Origin of the sequence: Pseudomonas sp. RIT-PI-q (genome assembly GCF_001297125.1) — a bacterium.
Taxonomy (GTDB): Bacteria; Pseudomonadota; Gammaproteobacteria; order Pseudomonadales; family Pseudomonadaceae; genus Aquipseudomonas.
On record NZ_LHPC01000038.1, the window covers coordinates 75,002 to 94,782 of the forward strand.

18 protein-coding genes are annotated in these 19,781 nt (G+C 60.0%); 3 read left to right on the plus strand and 15 right to left on the minus strand.

Features of this window, described 5'->3' with window-relative positions; genetic code table 11:
- Positions 1 to 268 precede the first annotated feature (268 nt).
- Positions 269 to 1,174: a LysR family transcriptional regulator gene (locus tag AEQ67_RS19655; protein WP_059405490.1), complete on the minus strand. Its 906-nt coding sequence runs from the start codon at positions 1,172 to 1,174 to the stop codon at positions 269 to 271.
- A gap of 128 nt (positions 1,175 to 1,302) precedes the next feature.
- Here AEQ67_RS19655 and AEQ67_RS19660 point away from each other — a divergent pair, with 128 nt between their 5' ends.
- Positions 1,303 to 2,298, plus strand: a complete 996-nt coding sequence (locus AEQ67_RS19660) for a zinc-dependent alcohol dehydrogenase family protein (RefSeq protein WP_059405491.1) — start codon at positions 1,303 to 1,305, stop codon at positions 2,296 to 2,298.
- 59 nt (positions 2,299 to 2,357) lie between these two features.
- Here AEQ67_RS19660 and AEQ67_RS19665 read toward each other — a convergent pair whose 3' ends face one another.
- On the minus strand, positions 2,358 to 2,750 hold the full coding sequence (locus AEQ67_RS19665; protein WP_059405492.1) for a tautomerase family protein: 393 nt from the start codon (positions 2,748 to 2,750) through the stop codon (positions 2,358 to 2,360).
- A gap of 131 nt (positions 2,751 to 2,881) precedes the next feature.
- Between AEQ67_RS19665 and AEQ67_RS19670 the strand changes: the two genes are divergently transcribed.
- Positions 2,882 to 3,790 carry a LysR family transcriptional regulator gene (locus AEQ67_RS19670; RefSeq protein WP_059405493.1) on the plus strand — a complete coding sequence of 303 codons (909 nt, stop codon included), beginning with the start codon at positions 2,882 to 2,884 and terminating at the stop codon, positions 3,788 to 3,790.
- Between the two features lie 330 nt (positions 3,791 to 4,120).
- On the opposite strand, the gene AEQ67_RS19675 is transcribed toward AEQ67_RS19670, so the two are convergent.
- From AEQ67_RS19675 to AEQ67_RS19695, 5 genes are all read right to left on the minus strand, one after another.
- On the minus strand, positions 4,121 to 4,336 hold the full coding sequence (locus tag AEQ67_RS19675) for a hypothetical protein (protein ID WP_059405494.1): 216 nt from the start codon (positions 4,334 to 4,336) through the stop codon (positions 4,121 to 4,123).
- 95 nt (positions 4,337 to 4,431) lie between these two features.
- The gene (locus AEQ67_RS19680; RefSeq protein WP_059405495.1) at positions 4,432 to 5,850 is read right to left on the minus strand and encodes an efflux transporter outer membrane subunit; all 1,419 of its coding nucleotides are present in this window, start codon (positions 5,848 to 5,850) and stop codon (positions 4,432 to 4,434) included.
- Positions 5,847 to 9,041 carry an efflux RND transporter permease subunit gene (locus AEQ67_RS19685; RefSeq protein WP_059405496.1) on the minus strand — a complete coding sequence of 1,065 codons (3,195 nt, stop codon included), beginning with the start codon at positions 9,039 to 9,041 and terminating at the stop codon, positions 5,847 to 5,849. Before AEQ67_RS19685 ends, AEQ67_RS19680 begins: the two co-directional genes overlap by 4 nt.
- Positions 9,042 to 9,052: 11 nt before the next feature.
- Positions 9,053 to 10,297 carry a multidrug efflux RND transporter periplasmic adaptor subunit MexE gene (mexE, locus tag AEQ67_RS19690; RefSeq protein WP_059405497.1) on the minus strand — a complete coding sequence of 415 codons (1,245 nt, stop codon included), beginning with the start codon at positions 10,295 to 10,297 and terminating at the stop codon, positions 9,053 to 9,055.
- A 140-nt stretch (positions 10,298 to 10,437) separates the two neighbouring features.
- A complete protein-coding gene (locus AEQ67_RS19695) occupies positions 10,438 to 10,716 on the minus strand; it encodes a LysR family transcriptional regulator (protein WP_059405498.1) in 279 nt (92 codons plus the stop codon).
- Positions 10,717 to 10,888: 172 nt separating this feature from the next.
- On the opposite strand from AEQ67_RS19695, the gene AEQ67_RS19700 reads away from it, so the two are divergent.
- On the plus strand, positions 10,889 to 11,461 hold the full coding sequence (locus tag AEQ67_RS19700; protein WP_059405499.1) for a TetR/AcrR family transcriptional regulator: 573 nt from the start codon (positions 10,889 to 10,891) through the stop codon (positions 11,459 to 11,461).
- Here the strand turns inward: AEQ67_RS19700 and AEQ67_RS19705 are convergent.
- The 8 genes from AEQ67_RS19705 to AEQ67_RS19740 all read right to left on the minus strand — a co-directional run bounded on the left by AEQ67_RS19705 (position 11,458) and on the right by AEQ67_RS19740 (position 19,625).
- Positions 11,458 to 12,048 carry a peroxidase-related enzyme gene (locus AEQ67_RS19705; protein WP_059405500.1) on the minus strand — a complete coding sequence of 197 codons (591 nt, stop codon included), beginning with the start codon at positions 12,046 to 12,048 and terminating at the stop codon, positions 11,458 to 11,460. The two genes, AEQ67_RS19700 and AEQ67_RS19705, sit on opposite strands and share 4 nt — an antisense overlap.
- Positions 12,048 to 12,575, minus strand: a complete 528-nt coding sequence (locus AEQ67_RS19710; protein WP_059405501.1) for a CMD domain-containing protein — start codon at positions 12,573 to 12,575, stop codon at positions 12,048 to 12,050. Before AEQ67_RS19710 ends, AEQ67_RS19705 begins: the two co-directional genes overlap by 1 nt.
- 68 nt (positions 12,576 to 12,643) lie before the next feature.
- Positions 12,644 to 14,209, minus strand: a complete 1,566-nt coding sequence (locus AEQ67_RS19715; protein WP_059405677.1) for an ABC transporter substrate-binding protein — start codon at positions 14,207 to 14,209, stop codon at positions 12,644 to 12,646.
- A gap of 54 nt (positions 14,210 to 14,263) precedes the next feature.
- Positions 14,264 to 15,277 carry an ABC transporter ATP-binding protein gene (locus AEQ67_RS19720; protein WP_059405502.1) on the minus strand — a complete coding sequence of 338 codons (1,014 nt, stop codon included), beginning with the start codon at positions 15,275 to 15,277 and terminating at the stop codon, positions 14,264 to 14,266.
- On the minus strand, positions 15,267 to 16,280 hold the full coding sequence (locus tag AEQ67_RS19725; RefSeq protein WP_059405503.1) for an ABC transporter ATP-binding protein: 1,014 nt from the start codon (positions 16,278 to 16,280) through the stop codon (positions 15,267 to 15,269). Before AEQ67_RS19725 ends, AEQ67_RS19720 begins: the two co-directional genes overlap by 11 nt.
- Entirely contained in the window at positions 16,277 to 17,197 is a 921-nt protein-coding gene (locus AEQ67_RS19730) for an ABC transporter permease (RefSeq protein WP_059405504.1), read from the minus strand. Before AEQ67_RS19730 ends, AEQ67_RS19725 begins: the two co-directional genes overlap by 4 nt.
- Positions 17,194 to 18,168, minus strand: coding sequence for an ABC transporter permease (locus AEQ67_RS19735; protein ID WP_059405505.1), 975 nt, complete (start codon positions 18,166 to 18,168; stop codon positions 17,194 to 17,196). The genes AEQ67_RS19730 and AEQ67_RS19735 overlap by 4 nt, the downstream gene beginning before the upstream one ends.
- Positions 18,165 to 19,625, minus strand: coding sequence for an NAD(P)-binding domain-containing protein (locus AEQ67_RS19740; RefSeq protein ID WP_059405506.1), 1,461 nt, complete (start codon positions 19,623 to 19,625; stop codon positions 18,165 to 18,167). Before AEQ67_RS19740 ends, AEQ67_RS19735 begins: the two co-directional genes overlap by 4 nt.
- Positions 19,626 to 19,781 lie beyond the last annotated feature (156 nt).

Here is a 19,781-nt window from a genome sequence, read left to right on the forward strand (position 1 = left end):
GCGGTGTTAGCACCAGACGTCTATGCCTGATCCACCGATGTTGCCCACGAATCGATCGTCGTTGACCGAGGGAGCTGCCCACTCGACTGCGTTTGCGGTGGGCCTGAACAGTGTCTTGCAGCGTTTGTGCCAGATCGCGCAGACAGCGCTTCGAGCAGGCTTTTCAGGCGTGTGACTGTTGAAGCGGCATGGGAAGCCATCCGGCGTTTGCCATCGCATAGTGCAGAGACCTGCCCCACGGCTTTATAAAAGTGCACAAATGACAGCGCTACATGGGTTTGACGTCGCCGTCGACCGCAAAAGCATCGCGTAAATAGTCGGTAAACGCCCGCACTCGAGCCGACTGCCGGCGATCCGGGGGAGACACTGCATGGATGGGCAGAGATGACGGTGTGTGCCCATCCAGCAACGCCAGCACTCGCCCGGCCTGCAGGTCCTCGCGAAATAACCATGATGGGGAAAGTGATATGCCTAATCCACTCAGGACCATTTGCCGAATCGACTCGCTGTTGTTGCTGCGTACATTGCCCTTGACCTGCACGCTGCTCCATTGGCCGCCGTGCTCGAAACTCCAGTTGTCGAAGTGTTCCAGTTGATTGAACACGAGGCAGTTGTGAAAGCGCAGATCATCAGGTGTTGCAGGCCACCCGTGTTGCTCAAGATACGTCGGGGACGCGAACACCCGACGTCTTGTCAGGCCGATTTGCCTGGCGACCAGACTGCTGTCCTTTAACTCGCCTATTCGCACGGCAACATCGATCCCCTCGCTGACCAGGTCGACGTTTTTGTCGCTTAGTTGCAAGTCGATCGTCACGTCGGGATGTTGCTGGAGAAAACCGTGCAGCCGCGGCGCTATCTGTATCCGTCCGAAACTGCCTGAAGACGCGATGCGCAGTGCACCGGCAACCCGCTCCTGCCCAGTCTGAAAACTGTGCTCGGCGTTGTCCACAGCCGCCAGAATCAACCGGCAATGTTCGTAGTAGCGCTGACCTTCGTCCGTCAAACAAAGGTTGCGCGTGCTGCGGGCAAACAGTCGGCCGCCCAGCCGCGTTTCCAGGGCGCCTATCTGCTTGCTGATCGTCGGCTGACTGAGCCCGATCTCTCGGGCAACGGCTGAGAAGCTGCCCCGCTCGACCACTCGCATAAAAATCGCCATCGCTTCCAACGTATCCATAGCCGCCCACTTAGCGATGATTTGGAATTAATACTATAGGCATTTGCCCTCTTATCGGCATCCCTCTGCTGCGTGAGACTGTACCCATCGCCCCCAAGTGGCAGTCATCATTTCAACAGGAGTTCCACATGAGCCAGAAAACCATGTTCGCTGCCGTCGCTCGGCATCCTGCGAGCGCTTTACAGATTCAGAACCTGCCGTTGCCTGAGATCAGCGCCCGACAGGTATTGGTCAAGATCATCGCCAGTGGCGTAAATCCTTTGGATACGAAAATCAGCAACGGTCAGGGACTTCACGCCCGCCAACCTTTGCCCGCTGTTTTGGGGATGGATCTGGCCGGTGTGATTGAAGCGGTCGGTGCCGACGTCACGGCATTTAAAATCGGCGACGAGGTTTACGGCATGGCCGGTGGCATTGGCGGCCAACAGGGTTCGCTGGCGCAATACATCGCCGTCGATGCCGACTTGCTGGCGCTTAAGCCGCGTAACCTGAGCATGCGCGAAGCTGCTGCATTGCCTCTGATTTTCATTACCGCGTGGGAAGGTTTTGTGGACCGGGCCAATGTTCGGTCGGGGCATCGGGTGTTGGTGCAAGGTGGCGCCGGAGGCGTCGGACATGTTGCTGTTCAGATTGCCAAGGCACGCGGCGCAGAAGTATTCGCTACCGGGAGTGCTAAAGGACTCGGAATAATCGAGCGCTTCGGTGCCACAGCCATTGACTACCGAGCACAGAAGCCTGCGGATTATCTTGAGCAATGCACCGACGGTGAGGGTTTCGACATCGTGTACGACACCGTCGGCGGTGCGACACTGGACGCCTCGTTCGCCGTGGCGAAGGTCTACACCGGCCACGTCGTCAGTTGCCTCGGGTGGGGTGAACACACACTCGCGCCACTGTCGTTTCGCGGTGCGACCTATTCCGGGGTGTTCACCTTGCTGCCATTAATTACCGGCAAAGGACGCAAGCACCACGGCGAAATCCTCGCTGAAGCCACCGTAATGGCCGAAGCAGGACAGTTGCGGGTTCTGCTGGACGATCGGCGCTTTACGCTCGACACCGTTAATGACGCCTATGCGATTGTTGCCGGGGGTGAGGCAACGGGTAAGGTCGTTGTCGATATCTAACTGACTCACTCAAAGGGTGCAAAAAAGGGAGATACATCTCCCTTCATTGAGTATCGATATTATTCCTTCGGTTCGTACTGCATTTCTCCATTACCAAAGGACCAATCCTCGCGCTTCACATCGATCAAGTTGATCCAGATGTCCTCCTTGCGCAGCCCGGTTCTGGTGTGAATCGCGTCGGCGATCGCCTTGTAGAACGCTTTTTTGATCTCAACCGTGCGCCCGGCAACCCAGGTTATCTGGATAAAAATGATGTCCGGCGTGTAGGTCAAACCGAGATAACCTGCAGAGGGATAGACCAATTCATCCTTTGCATGGCGATGGATAATCTGAAATCTGTCGTGCTCCGGAACATTGGCAATATTGATCATCGCCTCATAAACAACATCGCCAATGGCGGCGACTGTTTCTGCTGAGGTGTGCGCGGCAACGTCGATTCTGGCTAATGGCATGGGGGGCATTCCTGATTGAATGGGATGTGCTCGTACGGCCGGAACAAATGATTTGGCACGTGGCAATACGCTAGGCTGGACGACAAAATTCATCAAGCGCATTATTTGCTCGATATAAATGAGTATTACGCATGCTATTTGAAGATCTGAAAGCTTTTGTCGCGGTGATTGAGTGCGCCTCACTGACCAAAGCCGCCGAAGTTTTATGCATAACCCAGTCGGCGGTCTCCCGGCGAATTCAACATCTGGAGGAGTCGCTGAACGTCAGCTTGTTCGATCGCACCAGTCGCCCTCCTGTACCCACTGCCATGGGTCACCGAATCTATGCGTCCGCTGTCGGTTTACTGCGCGATGCCCACTACCTGCTGAGCATTCCGCAGGAAGATGCGTTGCCGAGCGGCAGATTCCGGGTCGGGTTTACACAAATGGTTGCGGACGCGGTGGCTTTCGACGTTGTGACCCGTATGCGGGAGAAATTTCCTGATCTTGAGATGCAACTTATTACTGACTGGAGCTCCGAATTGGAGCATTTGATACTGCATGGGGCATTGGACGCAGCAACGCTGATGCTGCCCGCCCCCAGCAACCTGCCTGACGGACTGAAAGGCCAGCGGGTGACCACGCTTGAGATCCTCGTGGTTCAAAGCAAAGAAAAGCCGGTCGTGGGCTCGCATAGCGATATCAAAAGCTTGTCTGGCAAAGAGTGGATCCTGAACCCCAAGGGGTGCGGGTATCGAGCAGCTCTGGAAGCGGCAATGGGCGGACAGGGGCAAAAACTGAAACTGGGGGTCGACACTCATAGCGCGGCCATGCAGATGCGGATGGTCGTGGCCGGATTGGGGCTCGGTTTGATCCCCGTGCAACTCCTGCAAAGCAGTCCGTCAGCGGATCAATTGTCCATCGTCGAAATCAACGACTTCTCGCTCAAGATGGACATCTGGATTGTTCAGTCCACCCAACCTGGAAACCTGAGGCAGGCGTATGACCTGCTGATCGATAGGGTGTTGGATGGCTTACGGGTGCCAGTCGGTGACGCCTGAAGCGCCCCATCCTCAGCAGCCTCTGATGAAAGGCTGAAACCTTGCGCAGAACAAGCGGGTCCTACTAATACTGACCCGCGTTGTACATCTGCCCGGGGTTGGTACGCGTACTGCCTGGGCAGGGCTGGGCTATTTGAATTGCCAAATGGAAGGGCGCGCAAAAGGTGCAGTACCTATGTGCAGCACCCTCGTATCGCAATCCTATTCAGATTGAAAGGTGGGCTTCATGAACAACATCATCTACATCGTCGGATTAGTTGTGGTAGTCGTAGTGGTCCTGTCGTTCCTCGGCTTTGCATAGGTCGCTGCATAGAGTCGCTGGGTGGCCCATCACGCGAATTTGATGGTCCCGCCCTGGACGTCGTCACGAGCCAGTCGTAAGTCATGGGCGTCCTGATTCAGCTGGTGAATCAGGTTGAGCAACCGCTGGCGCAACAGCTCGTCCTTGAGTTGCTCGGTGGCGCGCATGACGTCCAACGCGGCGACTTCATTGTTGCTGGCGACAGCGTCCAGCAGTTTGCGCATGCTCCGTGATGACCGATTCATCCATAACACCCCAGGTTTTCGATGACCTGAATCATACGGCCCGGATATTTCGGCAATGTTTCAGCTCCGCGCGTTGACGCTGCCCCACGGGCACATCAATTAATCCCCGCTATCTTGCCACCGCTGCTATCCCAGCCTCCTCCCAGCGCTTTATAGATCGCGACGATTGCGCGGTACTGATCAGTTTCACCCAGTGCCTGAGCATCCTCGGCATTCAGCCGCTCACGCTGTGCGTCCAGCAACACCAGATAATCCACCGTTCCTTCTTTGTACTGGATAGCCGCCAGGTCCGCCGCGGCACGGCTCGACTCGCTTTGCTTGATCAACGACAACAACCGCTGTTGGCGTTTGCCATAGTCGCTGAAGGCGTTTTCCGACTCTTCCAACGCCAACAGCACTTGCTGCTCATAGGTGGCCAACGCACCTTCGGCATTGGCGTCGGCACCGCGGATGCGCGCCCGCACGCTGCCCAGGTCAAACGCCGCCCAGGTAATGCTCGGTCCCAGACCCCAGGCCCTGGCAGCACTGGAACCTATCTGCGAACCACGGCCGGCAGTGAAACCCAGGAATCCGCTCAAGCTCACTCTCGGGAACAGGTCAGCGGTGGCCACACCGATATCCGCCGTCGCGGAAGCCAGCCGGCGTTCGGCGGCGAGCACATCGGGACGCCGACGCAGCAATTCGGCGGGATCACCGATCGGCAGCGCTTTAGCGATGGCGGGCAACTCGGCGGGGCTCAACGACACGCTCAATTTATCCGGGCGTTCACCCAAGAGCGTGGCGATGCGGTTCTTCTGCCGTACCTGCTCTGCTTGAAGTTGCGGCACCGTTGCCTCGACCGCGGCCAAACGTGCGTCGGCACGCACCACGTCGAGTTCATTGCCGACGCCGGCATCACGCAGGCTGACCGTCACGGAGCGCGAGTCTTGCTGATTTTTCAGGTTGGCCAGGGCAATTTTTTCCCGCAGCTGTGCGCCGCGCAGTTGGCCATAGGCATCCACCAGTTCGGCAATCATCGTCACGCGAAGCTGATACAAGTCTGCCGCCGCTGCGTCTTCCTGGGCGTCGCTGGATTCCAGTTGGCGCTGGATCCGCCCAAACAGATCGACTTCCCACGCCATGTCCAGCCCCAGATCGTAACGCTCGATATTGACCCGGTTTTCCGTTTGACCCGGCACTTGCGCCTTGCCCTGCTGGCTGCTGACACGGCTGGTGACCACCGGCAAATTGTCGTTGCTGATGTCGTCACGAATCGCACGGGCGGCTTTCCAGCGGGCAAACGCGACGCGCAAGTCGCGGTTGCCCTCCAGGGATTTGCTCACCAACTGATTGAGCGTGGGGTCATCAAACTGCTGCCACCACACCGTTTCAAAACGCGATTGATCGTAGTGGCCGGTTTGCACAGACACGATATTTGCAGGCGCGGTATCGGGCGTTTTGTAGTCGGGACCGACCGTACACGCGGCGAGCCCGATGACCAGAAGGCTGGGTAAAAAAAGCTTCAAGGTGTTCATGCGTGTGCCTCCGGATTCACTGCGTTTGCCTGGTGAGCCTTGGTAACCTTGTGCGCGTTTTTGCGCTCGATGTAGCGGCGGATCAGAACGAAGAACACCGGCGTCAGCAGCAACCCGAAGAAGGTCACACCGAGCATTCCGGAGAACACCGCGACGCCCATTGCGCGGCGCATTTCCGAGCCGGCTCCGGTGGACGTCACCAGCGGAATCACACCCATGATGAAGGCAAAGGAGGTCATCAGAATCGGCCGCAAACGCATGCGGCAGGCGTCCAGCACCGCCTCCAGCGGCGACATGCCCTGTTCCTGTTTATCCTTGGCAAACTCGACGATCAGGATTGCGTTCTTGCAGGCCAGGCCGACCAGCACGATCAAGCCGATCTGGGTAAAGATGTTGTTGTCGCCCTTGGAAATGATCACCCCGGCAATCGCCGACAGCAGGGTCATCGGCACGATCAGGATCACCGCCAATGGCAGGCTCCAGCTTTCATACAGCGCGGCCAGTACCAGGAACGCCAACAGCACGCAGAGCGGGAACACCAGCAGCGCGGTGTTGCCGGACAGAATCTGTTGGTAGGTCAGGTCGGTCCACTCGTAGGTCATGCCATTGGGCAACTCTTCCTTGAGCAGCTTTTCAATCGCCGCTTGTGCCTGGCCGGAGCTGTAGCCGGGGGCTGCACTGCCGTTGATTTCTGCGGTGAGAAAACCGTTGTAGTGCGAGACGCGGTCAGGGCCTGATGTCGGGCTGACCTTGACGAACGTGGCCAGCGGAATCATCTCGCCGTGGTCATTGCGCACTTTCAGCTGGCCGATCTGCTCGGGCTCCTGGCGGAACTGTTGCTCGGCCTGCACGTTGACCTGATAGGTCCGGCCAAAACGGTTGAAGTCGTTGGCGTACAGCGAGCCCAGGTACACCTGCAAGGTGTCGAAGATATCGTTGATCTTCACGCCGTGAGTCTTGGCTTTTTCCCGGTCAATGGCGGCTTCGACCTGCGGCACGTTGACGGTGTAACTGGTGAACAAGTTGGCCAGTTCCGGAACGCTGTGGCTCTTGGCGATGATGTTCATGGTCTCTTTGTACAGCTCGTCATAGCCCAGGTTGCCGCGGTCCTCGATCTGCAGACGGAAGCCACCGATGGTGCCCAGGCCTTGCACCGGCGGTGGCGGGAATACGGCGATGTAGGCGTCCTGAATGCCACCGAACTTGGCATTGAGCGAAGCGGAAATCGCGCGGGCTGAGAGGCTTGGGTCCTTACGCTCATCGAAAGAACTCAAGCCGATGAACGCGATGCCGGCGTTCGGGCTGTTGGTAAAGCCGTTGATCGACAATCCGGGGAATGCCACGGCGCTGTCAAAACCCGGCTCGTTCATGGCGATGGTGCTCATGCGGCGGATCACCGACTCGGTGCGATCAAGACTCGCGGCATCCGGCAGTTGCGCGAAGGTCACCAGGTACTTTTTGTCCTGGGTCGGTACGAAACCGGTTGGCGTGGTGCTGAAACCCATGTAGGTCATGGCGATCAGACCGGCGTACACCAGCAAGGCCACGCTGCTGCCTCGAATGACTTTGGCCACCCCGATCACATAGCCATGGCTGGCCTTTTCGAAGATACGGTTGAACGGCTTGAACAGCCAACCACCCAACAGGCGATCCAGCACTTTGGAGAAACGATCTTTCGGTGCGCCATGAGCCTTGAGCAACACCGCCGCCAAGGCTGGCGACAAGGTCAGGGAGTTGAACGCCGAGATCACCGTGGAGATGGCGATGGTCAACGCGAACTGTTTATAGAACTGTCCTGTCAGCCCGGAAATGAACGCCGCCGGCACGAACACCGCGCACAACACCAATGCCGTGGCAATGATCGGGCCGGTCACCTCGCCCATGGCTTTTTTGGTGGCCTCCATCGGCTCGAGGCCCAACTCGATGTTCCGCTCGACGTTCTCCACCACCACAATCGCATCGTCGACCACGATGCCGATGGCCAGCACCAGGCCAAACAGCGACAAGGCATTCAGCGAGAAGCCGAACAGGTGCATCACGGCAAACGTACCGATCAGCGACACCGGCACCGCCACCAACGGAATGATCGAAGCGCGCCAGGTTTGCAGGAACAGGATCACCACCAGCACCACCAGGACCAGCGCTTCGAACAGCGTATGGACCACCGCTTCAATCGAACTGCGGACGAAGATGGTCGGGTCATAGACGATCTCGTAGTCCATGCCTTGCGGGAAGTTATTCTTGAGCCTGGCCATCGTCTCCCGTACCTGGTCGGAGACGTCGATCGCGTTGGAGCCGGGGCGCTGGAAGATCGGCATCGCTACCGCTTCCTGATTGTTGAGCAAGGCGCGCAACGCGTATTGGTTGGAACCCAGTTCAATCCGCGCAATGTCTTTGAGGCGAGTGATCTCGCCGTCCGGGCCACTGCGCACGATTACGTTTTCAAACTCTTCTTCGGTGACCAGGCGTCCCTGTGAGTTGATCGACATCTGAAAGCTCGTGGCATTCGGTGCCGGGGGCGAACCCAGTTGCCCGGCCGCGACTTGACGGTTCTGTTCACGCACCGCGTTGACGACGTCTGTCGCGGTCAGGTTGCGCGAAGCAGTCTTGTTTGGATCGAGCCAGATTCGCAGCGAGTAGTCGCCGATACCGAACATCTTCACGTCACCGATACCGTTCAGACGAGTCAGCTCATCCTTGACGTTGAGGATCGCGTAGTTCGACAGGTAGAGCATGTCGTAGCGTTTGTCCGGCGAGGTCAAGTGCACCACCATCGTCAGTTCGGGCGACGCCTTGTCGACGGTGATGCCGATGCGCGTCACTTCCTCGGGCAGCTTGGGTTCGGTGCGGGTCACGCGGTTTTGCACCTGGACCTGGGCGTTGTCCAGATCGGTGCCCAAGGCGAACGTCACGGTCAATGTCAGCCGGCCATCCGCCGTGGACTGCGAGGACATGTACAGCATGTTCTCGACGCCGGTGATGGCTTGCTCAAGCGGCGCCGCCACGGTTTCGCCGATGACCTTCGGGTTGGCGCCCGGGTAGTTGGCGTGGACCACGACGGTCGGTGGAACCACTTCCGGGTATTCGCTGATCGGCAACTGGAACAGCGAGATGGCGCCGGCAATCAGGATCAGCAGCGACAGCACGGCGGCGAAGATCGGTCGCGTGATAAAGAACTGGGAAAACTTCATGTCGAGGCTCCTTATCCGCGAGGTGCAGCGGCAGAGTCCGCTTTCACCAGCGCGGGCGACTTGGCGGAATCCGGCTGATTGGCGGCTTCAATTGCCTGACGCTGGCGGGCTAGCGTGGCGACCGTTTCCGGGCTGGCCATCGGTGCATCTTGAGGATCGATCTGCGCGCCAGGCCGAACGCGCTGCAGGCCGTTGATGACGATGCGATCTTCTTTCAGCAAACCACTGCGCACGATGCGCAAGCCTTCAAGTTTCGGCCCCAGGTCGACGCTGCGATACACGGCTTTGTTGTCCTGATCGACTACCAACACGAATTTTTTGCCGAGGTCGGTGCCCACCGCTTCATCCTTGATCAGCAGGCCGGGATAAGCGGCACTGCCCACCAGTTTCAACCGCGCGTAGAGGCCGGGGGTGTACTGGCCGTCCGCGTTGTCGAACACCGCGCGACCCCGGATGGTGCCGGTTTTCGGATTGACCTGGTTATCGACGAAGTTCATCTGCCCGAGGTGGCTGTTGCCCTCCTCGTTCGATAGGCCCATGTACACTGGGGTGGATTGACCGCGCTGCCCCTGGCGGGAAAGCAGGCTGTATTTGAGGAACATGCGTTCGTCCGCATCGAAGTAGGCGTAAACCTTGTCGGTGGAGACCACGCTGGTCAGCGCTGTGGTGTCGGCGGTCACGATGTTGCCAGCGGTGATTTCCGCACGGCTGACACGGCCAGTGATCGGCGCGGTGACGCGGGTGAAGCTTAAGTTCAAACGCGCGAGATCCAGCTGCGCCTGAATGGCATCGACACCGGCCCTGGCTTCCTGGGCGGTGGTGGTGCGGGTGTCGGCCAGCTCGGCGGAGATCGCGTTACTGCTCAACAGTCGCTGGCCGCGTTGCGCTTCGTTACCGGTGCGGACCAGTGTGGCGCGAGCCTGTTGCAGCTGCGCTTCGATGCGATGCACTTCATGTTCGAACGGACGTGGATCAATCTGGAACAGCAAATCGCCCTTCTTCACCAGCGCGCCGTCAGCGAAGGCTACGCGGTCAATCTGCCCGGTTACCCGTGGACGCACCTCGACGGTTTCCGGCGCTTCCAGACGCGCAGTCACTTCATCCCATTCGGTAATAGGCTGTTCAAGCACTTTCGCAACGGTGACCTGCGGCGCCTTCGGAGCCTGAGCGGCATTGGGTGTCCGATCACACGCGGCAAGCGCCATCAGCGCCAGCGCAGCAAGGGGATAACGCAAAGGTTTGAGTGACTGTTCCATGGGTAGTGTCCGCCAGACGATTTAGGATTTTCCGGATTCTCGACCTCGCGCGAGGTCACGACGAATCGAACGGAGTGAAGTTGGCTATCAACAATAATGATGACCGTCATGTATAAGGACAAAAAAAGGGATCGGCCTGACTAAATCTTTGCATTGCTGATCGCGGTACAAACACAATCCAGTGCCGGCCCAACCGTCTGCGCAACACTCAATGCCCGTGGCGTGGGCACCATCCTGCGACCGACGCGCAAGAACAAAGGGTCGTTGAACAGCTTTCGCAAACGCACCAGCGCTGCGCTGACCGCTGGCTGGCCGAGTGATAATTTCTCGGCGGCGCGGCTGACGTTGCACTCCTGAATCAGCGCTTCGAACACCACCAGCAGATTCAGATCGATACTGCGCAGGTCATTACGTTTCATGAGTCAGGTCCACGTAGAGATGTTTGACTTGAGCCGCAGGCTCGGGATCCGCCAGACTACCGACGATACCGACAAAGCCATTGCATCAACTTTATATGACGAGCATCATCAAAGCTAGCCTCTCAGTCAAGCTTTGCGCAGGCGAGGCCCAGTGCGCTACAGGAGCAGTCTCATGAAAGTCACGAAAGACCAGGCCGCGGCGAACAAAGAAGCGATCCTCACGGCCGCGTCTCGGCTGTACCGGGAAAAAGGCATCGACGGCATCGGCATTGGCGAACTGTCGCGCTCCGTGGGCCTGACCCATGGCGGCTTTTACGGACAGTTTCCGGGCGGCAAGGAACAGCTGGCTTCGGAGGCGATCACCCGCACGTTCGAGTCCAATGTCTGGCGAGACGCCAAATCCGTTCCCGAACTCATCAAGCGTTACCTGACGCTGGGGCATCTGAATAACTGGATCGATGGCTGCCCCATCCCGGCACTGGCCGCAGATGTTGCCCGCACCGGCGGTGCTGTCAGCAGTTCCTTCACCAAAGGCATCGAACATTTGATCGATACGCTGATGGCGCTTGTCGAAGGGGAAACCCACGACGAGAAGTATCAGGAGTCGCTACGCATACTCTCGTCGATCACCGGTGCGATGCTGATTGCCCGAGCGCTGGACAACCCTGAGTTGTCCGAGCAATTCCTGCAGTCGGTCATCAATGCCTGGCCTGCCGCTCCCGAGAAAAAAACAGCAGGCGATTAAACGTCGCGGTCAAACACCGGCTCACCCAGATTCAACATCAGTCGATTGGCCCAGGCGAAAATCGCAATCGCGTGGATCAGATCCAGGACTTGAGCGTCGTCCAGCCCTTGCTCGCGCAGCATTTGGATGTGACTGGCGTTCAGCGACGCCGGCGCCAGGGTCAGGTCAATGGCGAACTGCACGATGGCCTTTTCGCGAACTGTCGTGCCGGCGGTGGCAGGGTCGGCAAACACCTCGCTGATCACGTCATTGCGCTTGGCCAGTTGCTCGAACCGTTGCGCATGCACCGACGCGCAGTACACGCAGCGATTGACCCGCGACACCACGGTACTCGCCAGTTCGCGCTCGGCACGGGACAAACCGCCGGGGGCATACATGATGGCGTTGAAGGCCTGCGAACGCTGGCGAAGGATGTCCGGGTGGTGCGCCAGCGTCAGGTAGTAGTCCGACGTCATGGCCTGCGGATGGCTCTCTTGCAGCACCGCCACTTGCTCGGGCGTGGCGCTGTCCAGGTCGACGGTGGGCAGCCAGGCTTTCCAGCCCAACACTTCGTTGGTGAAACCGTTGCTGCGAATGGGCTCACTCATCAGGCTGCTCCGGCAGACAGTAACGCGCCGAGCCCAGCAGCCAGGCGCACTTGATAGGACAGGAAGGCAATCAACTGCGCCAGCACGACGATTTCGGCGGTGCTCAGGCTTTCATGTTGCAGCGCTTGCAACGCGGCTTGATCGCCGTCGACCGGTGATTCGATCAAGGTCCGGGTGAAACCCAGGATCGCCCGCAGACGCGCATCTTCCAGCGTTTCGATGGCACCGGCGTCGACGGCTGCGCGCACGCTTCCATCCACGCCCAGCGCCTGCAATTGCTCCCGGTAGTGCGCGGTCAACGTCGCTTGCGGCGTCAGTCGCGCCGCGTAGTAAGCCACCCACAGGCGCTCACTCAATGACAGGTTGTTTTCCAGTGCCGGATCGAAAAACAGATCGTGGCTACCCTGCGTCGCCGAGGCGACCTTGTGCCGGGCGTGGCGCACGGTGTGCAGCGGTGTGCCCGGCTGGATGTCGAGCAAGCTGTCGAGCAAATCCGGCTCGGCAGTACGTTCAGCGGTCGAGGTCATGAAAAATCCCGTAAGACGGTTGGCAGGTGTTGCGCGCAGAGCCCGCGCGGGCTCTGGCGCACATCGATTCAAGGTAGTTCGGTGACCATGGTCGCCGCCGTGCGGTCGCTGACCAGAGGTTCGACTTTCAGGCCTTTGCGGGCGGCCCAGATGTTCTGGTAGTGGAACAGCGGGATGATGCCGACGTCATCACTGACCACCTTGACCGACTCCTGAAGGATCTTGCGGCGCTTGGCCTCATCAAACTCGGCGGTCGAATCCACCAGCGCCTTGTCCACCAGCGGATTGCTGTAGCGACCCCAGTTGGAGGCGCCCTGCCCTTTGTTGCTGTCCACCGTGGTCAGGATGTTGGTCAACGCATACGCCGCTTCGCCGGTGCCGTTACCCCAGGCGATCACGCTGATCGCCAGTTCATTCTTGTTGGCTTTGCCGGCATACACGGCCCACGGCAACACTTCAAGCTGGACCTTGACGCCGATCCGCGACCAGAACTGCGCCACCGCCTGCATGGCTTCCGGCGCCTGTGGATAGCGATCGCCCGGGACATGCACGGTCAATTGGAAGCCGTCCGGGAAGCCTGCCTGCGCCAGCAGTTCCTTGGCCTGTTTCGGGTCGTACGGAATGTTTTTCAGGTCCGGGTTGTAGCCGAACGTATTGGCCGGCATCCATTGATTGGCCTCGGTGACGGTGCCCTGCATGATGCGTTCGTCAATGGCCTGGCGGTTGATCGCCAGAGACAGCGCCTTGCGCACGCGCACATCACGCAGCGGGTTCTCGGCCAGCGGCTGGCCGGCGTTATCACGAATGAACTCGTTGGGGCCTTCGCGAAAGCTTGGCTGGATGATCAGTGCACGCAAGCCCTGATAGGCGTAGACGTTGACGCTCGGGGTATTGCGCAAACGCTCGACATCAGTGGGCGAGACCTTGTCGATCACGTCGACATCGCCGGCCAGCAACGCGGCGGTGCGGTTGGCGGCGTTGGCGATGAAGCGGTAGTCGACCTTGTCCCAGGGCGGCTTGGCACCCCCGTAGCTATCATTTCGCTCGAAGATCGTCCGGTCACCCGGCACGTAGGAAACGAAACGGTACGGCCCTACGCCGACCATGGCCTTACCCGAGTTGTAATCGGCGCTGCTGGCATTGGCGCCGGCGTGACGGCTGACGATGTAGATCGAATCGACGTCCGGCAGCAGGTTCGCGTTCGGCGTGCGGGTCTTGATGATCAGCGTGTGATCGTCCTTGGCCGTGACCGATTCCACGGTACGGGTGGACCCGGCATAAGAGGCCACGCTGCCCGGCACACTGCGGGCGCGCTCGAACGAGAACACAAAGTCATCGGCGGTCAGCGGCGTGCCGTCCTGCCATTTCACGTCGTCGCGCAGGGCGAATTCCCAGGTCGTGTCATCGATGACTTTCCAGCTCTTGGCCAGCCCCGGCAGGGTTTTGTCGTCGCGGCGACTGACCAGCGATTCGAAGGCATGCAACGCCACCGAACGGTCGCCGGCGTAGTTGTTGAGTTGCGGATCGAGAGACGACACGGGGTCGGCGTAACCGATGCGCAGGGTCTGTGCGGCAGCACTGCCGGCCGCCAGAATAAGCGCCGAGGCTAACAGTGAACGAACAAGTGGCTTCATGAATAATTCCTTGTACGCAATGGCAATGGGCATGACGAACGTCATAGCGCTCGTTCAAAAATGGTCGTTGAGGTGACACGCACTCAGGTGGTTCGGCGAAACCTCCCTGAGTGCTGGACCTTCCTCGCGACAGCGCGCTGAAGCGTGCGGGCAACGAGGATGGAAATGACACCCGGCGGGCGGGTTCAGCCGGCTGGGGATTTCCCCTTTGATCGCGTCATAACGGGTACTGCGGACATCGAAACGCGGGATCTGCGCCAGCAATGCCTGGGTGTAGGGATGGTTGGCGCGGCCAAACAGGTCATCGACCGATGCGCTCTCGACCACCCGCCCGAGGTACATCACCACCACGCGGTCGCACAGGTGCTCGACCACGCCCAGGTCATGGCTGATGAACAGATACGTCAGGCCCAGTTCATCGCGCAGGTCCATGAACAGGTTGAGAATCTGCGCCTGAATCGACACGTCCAGCGCCGCCACCGACTCATCGCAGACCAACAGTTGCGGCTGCACCGCCAATGCCCGGGCAATGCCGATGCGCTGGCGTTGACCGCCACTGAACTGGTGCGGATAGCGCTGGCGCAACTGCGGGCTGAGCCCGGCGCGTTGCAGTTGCGCGCTGACGTAATCGTCAAAGCCCTGATTGTCGGTCAAGCCGTGCAGCAGCGCGCCCTCGCCAACGATACGGTCGACCCGCAGTCGCGGATTGAGGCTCGACGACGGGTCTTGAAAGATCATCTGCACCTTCAGGCGCACGGCCTGGCGTTCATCCGCCGTCATGCTACCGAGCGACTTGCCGTCCACCGCCGCCGTGCCCGAAGACACTGGCAACAGCCCCGCCACCATGCGCCCGAGGGTTGATTTGCCACAGCCGGATTCACCGACCAGGCCCACCACTTCGCCACGGGCGATGCGCAGGTCTACGCGGTCGACTGCATGGGTCACCGATTTGGGGCGCGAGAGGTGTAACCGCTGCAGCAGGTGCTGGACGGAATGTTCTTCCAGCGGTTTGCCGAAGGTCTTGCTGACCTGGTGCAATTCGATAAGGGGGATTTGATCACTGAGCATCGGCGGCTCCCGGGTGAAAACAACGAACCGTCTGGCCCGGTACGATCTCGCGAGGTTCAGGTTCCTCTGCGCAGGCCGGCGACGCTCGCGAACAGCGTTCGGCGAACGCACACCCTGCCGGCATCGCGGACAGGTCCGGCGCCATGCCGGGAATCTGCCGCAGGCGCTGACCGCGCCGGTTGCGGCTTGGCAGGCTATCGATCAACCCTTGGGGGGGGGGGTGTGGCGGACGATCGAGTACGTCGGCGACCGAACCCTGTTCGACGATGCGTCCGGCGTACATCACCGCCACATCATCTGCCAGCCCGGCCACCACCGACAGGTCATGCGTGATCCAGATCAGCGAGGTGCCCTGCTCGCGCACCAGTTTCTGCACTTCGCTGAGGATCTGCGCTTGGATCGTCACGTCCAGCGCCGTGGTCGGCTCATCGGCAATGATCAGGTCAGGCGAGTGCAGCAACGCAATGGAAATCGCCACCCGCTGACGCATGCCGCCGGACAACTGATGCGGATAGGCGCGCAGGCGTTCTTCAGGGCTGGCAATGCCCATCAGCGCCAAGGTGCGGCTGGCGTGTTCGCGCGCCTGGCGCCGGCTCAGTGGACGATGGGCGCGCACCGCTTCGATCATTTGCGTGTCGACCCGCAGCACCGGGTTGAGGGTCATCATCGGGTCCTGAAAAATCATCGCGATCCGATTGCCTTGCAACGCGCGCAATTGCGAAGCCGAGAGTTTTGTCAGGTCTCGACCTTTGAACATCACCTGGCCCGCACTGATACGACCGGGCTCATCGACCAGCCCGAGAATGGAAAAACCGGTCACCGATTTGCCCGACCCCGATTCACCCACCAATCCCAGAATCCGCCCCGGCTGGACCTGCAACGACAGATCGCGCACCGCCGGCAGCACGCCGGCCCGGGTGTAGAACGAGGTGCACAGGCCCCGTACTTCCAGGGTTGGCTGTTGCACAGTCGACGGAGGCAAAAGCACTTCAGGCAGGCTCATCGCTGCAACCTCGGGTTCAGGACATCACGCAACCGGTCACCGACCAGATTGATCGCGACGATCGTGAGCAACAGCGCCAGCCCCGGAAACAGGCTGATCCAGTATTCGTTGCTGAGCATGTACTGGAAGCCGTTGGCGATCAGCAGGCCGAGCGAAGGCTCAGTGACTGGCACACCGAGACCGAGAAACGACAAGGTCGCTTCCAGCGTGATGGCGCGAGCGATCTGCAAGGCGCCGATGACAATCAGCGGCGGCAGGCAATTGGGCAGGATGTGCCCGATGACGATGCGCCATGGACCAATCCCCTGCCCTCGCGCGGCGTCGACGTATTCGCGGCGACTTTCGGTCAATGCCTGGCCACGGGCGGTGCGGGCGTAATAGGCCCATTCCAGCAGGACCAGCGTGAGCATCACATTGCCAACGCCCTTGCCCAGCCAGGCGAGGATCATCAGCGCCATGAGAATCACCGGGAACGACAGCAGCAAGTCCACCAGGCGCATCAACAAGGCGTCGACCCAGCCACCGATATACGCCGACACCAGGCCCAGCAGCGACCCGATCAATGCCGCGATCAGCGCCGAGCCGATACCGACCCACAAGCTGATGCGCAAGCCATACAGGATCGCCGAGACCAGGTCGCGGCCTTGACCATCGGTGCCGAGCCAATAGGTGTAGCCACTGTCCATGTTGGTGCTGCCCGGCGCCAGGCGTGCATCGAGCACGTTGAGTTGCATCAGGTCGTAGGGGTTCTGCACCACGATCCACGGGGCAAAAACCGCGACCAGCACGATGGCCAGTAACCCCAACAGCCCCACCACCGCCGTCGGCGAATTCATGAACTCCACGGCCACCCGACGCCAAGGCGACTGGGCCTGCAAGCGCACGCCGACCGAGGCTGTTTTTTGCAGGGCATTCATCGGGAAACCTCAATGCGCACGCGCGGGTCGAGCAGGTAATACAAGCCGTCGACAATCAGATTGAGCACCACGAAAATCACCACGACCACCATCAGATAGGCCACCACCACTGGACGGTCCAGGGTGTTAATGCTGTCCAGAATCAGCTTGCCGGCGCCGGGCCAGGAAAAGATGCTTTCGGTGACCACGGCGTAGGCGATGGTCGAACCCAACTCCATCGCCAGCACCGTGACCAGCGGGATCATGCTGTTGCGCATGACGTGCATGCACATCACCCGCATCGGCGAAAGGCCCTTGGCCCGGGCAAATTTGACGAACTCTTGTGGCAGCACTTCGCGAACGCCGGCGCGCGTCAGGCGCAACACCAGCGAGATCTTGAACAACGCCAGGTTCAGCGCCGGCAACAACAGGTGTTGCAGGCCGTCGAGGGTCAACCACGACCACTGCACACCCAGCCACTCGCGGGTTTCGCCGCGCCCACTGGCGGGCAGCCAGCCCAACTTGATCGAGAACAGCATGATCATCATCAACGCCACCCAGAACGCCGGCAGCGAAAAACCAACGATGCTGGCGGCCATCATCAGGCGCGACAACGGGTGATCGGGATAGGTGCCGGCAAACATGCCCAACGGGACGCCAATCACAACGGCCAGGAACAGCGCGCAGAAGGCCAGTTCGAACGTCGCGGGCAGGCGTTGCAGAATCAGGCGCATGGCGTCTTCGTGATAGACAAAACTCTGCCCCAGGTTGCCGTGGACAGCGCCCTTGAGAAAAATCAGGTATTGCTGCCACAGCGGCTTGTCCAGCCCCAGGTGGGCGATGGCCTGCAAGCGTTCCGCCTGATTGAGGTCTTCGCCGACCAGAATGTCCATGGGATTGCCGATGGCGTTCAGACCGATGAACACCACGAGAGTCATCAGCAGAATAACCAGCAGTGACTGAGTCAAACGTCGCAGCGCCCAGCCGATCATTGCCGCCACTCTTCGGTAGTCGGCTGGCCGGCCACCCACTCATCGCCGAGCAGTTCGGGGTCGGCGTAGCTGCGCATGGATTCGAAATGCAGCGCGATGTCTTCGTTGAACAACTGGCCGACCAAGGCATGAGCCAGGCGTTTGGAGCCTTCGCTGATGGCCGGGATGTCTCCGGACACCGCGCCATAGTTCAGTGCGGCGGGATAGCTGAAGCAATGGATGTGGTTCAGCCCCGGGCAAGTGCCGGGTATCTTTTCCTGAAATTCGAAACAGTCGCCCAAGTCCGGCAGTTCCGATAACTCGGCATCACGTTCAGTGGACGGTGCCTCGAAGCGATCCCGCCAGACGCGGATGTGCGAGGAGAACGGCGCGAATTCCGGACGCTGCTGAAAGTCCGTGCGGAAACCGGTGGCAAACACCAGGAAATCCGCTTCGATCCGGGCCGTGGGCGTGTGCAGCCATAGACCGCCAGCCGGATTTTCTTCGACCGACACCACCGGACTGTTCAACAAAAACCGCGCCCTGCCCGAGCTGGACACTCTGAGCGTGCTGCTGCGTGGTGGAGGAACTTGCTGCGTATTGAGGTAGTTGCGAATGCGCCATTTCCAGGCATCCGGCAGACGCCAATAGCCATGGATCATGCCCGGATTGCCAGCGCCCTTGCCTTTGTTGATGCGGGGTAACTCGGCGCGACGGATCAGCAGGTCGACCGCCTGCGCGCCGGCTTCCAGCGCTGTCGCCGCACTGTCCATGGCCGATGCCCCGCCACCGATGACGGCGACGCGTTTGCCTTCAAACCACGCGTCCTGCAAACCGTCCGCCGAATGCGCCCACAACTGACGCGGCAGTTGCCGAGCGAACTCAGGCACCCAAGGGCCGCCCAGTCCATCACGCCCGGTGGCCAGCACGACATGACGCGCCAACAGAATGTGCATCTGTACAGGCGTCACCAGCTCCAACTCAACCAACCCGTCGGCGCGTGGTGCAACCCGGCTGACGCGATGCTCGTTGCGCACATCCAGCGCCAATACCTTGCGATACCAGCGCAGGTAGTCGGCCCATTGCAGACGCGCAATCTTGTCCAGCGCGGCCCAGCCTTCGGCGCCGAATTGCGCTTCGTACCAGGCGCGGAAAGTCAGCGCGGGCAAACCCAGCGCCGGTCCGGTCAGGTGTTTGGGGGAACGCAAGGTTTCCATGCGTGCGGTGGTGGCCCACGGCCCTTCGAAGCCCGCCGCCGACTGATCGAAAATCACCGCAGCGACACCGAGGTGGCGCAGTTCGGCGGCCAGCGCCAAGCCGGCCATGCCGCCGCCGATGATCGCCACATCGAGCACGGCCGCGCCGTCGCTGAGGCGTGGTTTGACCCATGGACTGGCGGGCAGGTCGAGCCAGTCCAGGTCCTGGCGCAGGCGTGCTTCGAGTGCCGCGAGGCCGGCAGGTGGGTTTACATCGGACATTGATCGCTACTCGATGACGATCGAGAGCACATCACTCGACCCTTTGATTGAAATCACTTCAAAACATTGCAGGGCGACAAGAAATGAATTCTATAGGCCTTTGAATGCTTAAAGTGAATACTAAAAGGGGTTTTTTATTCCTGCAACGCGCAAAAA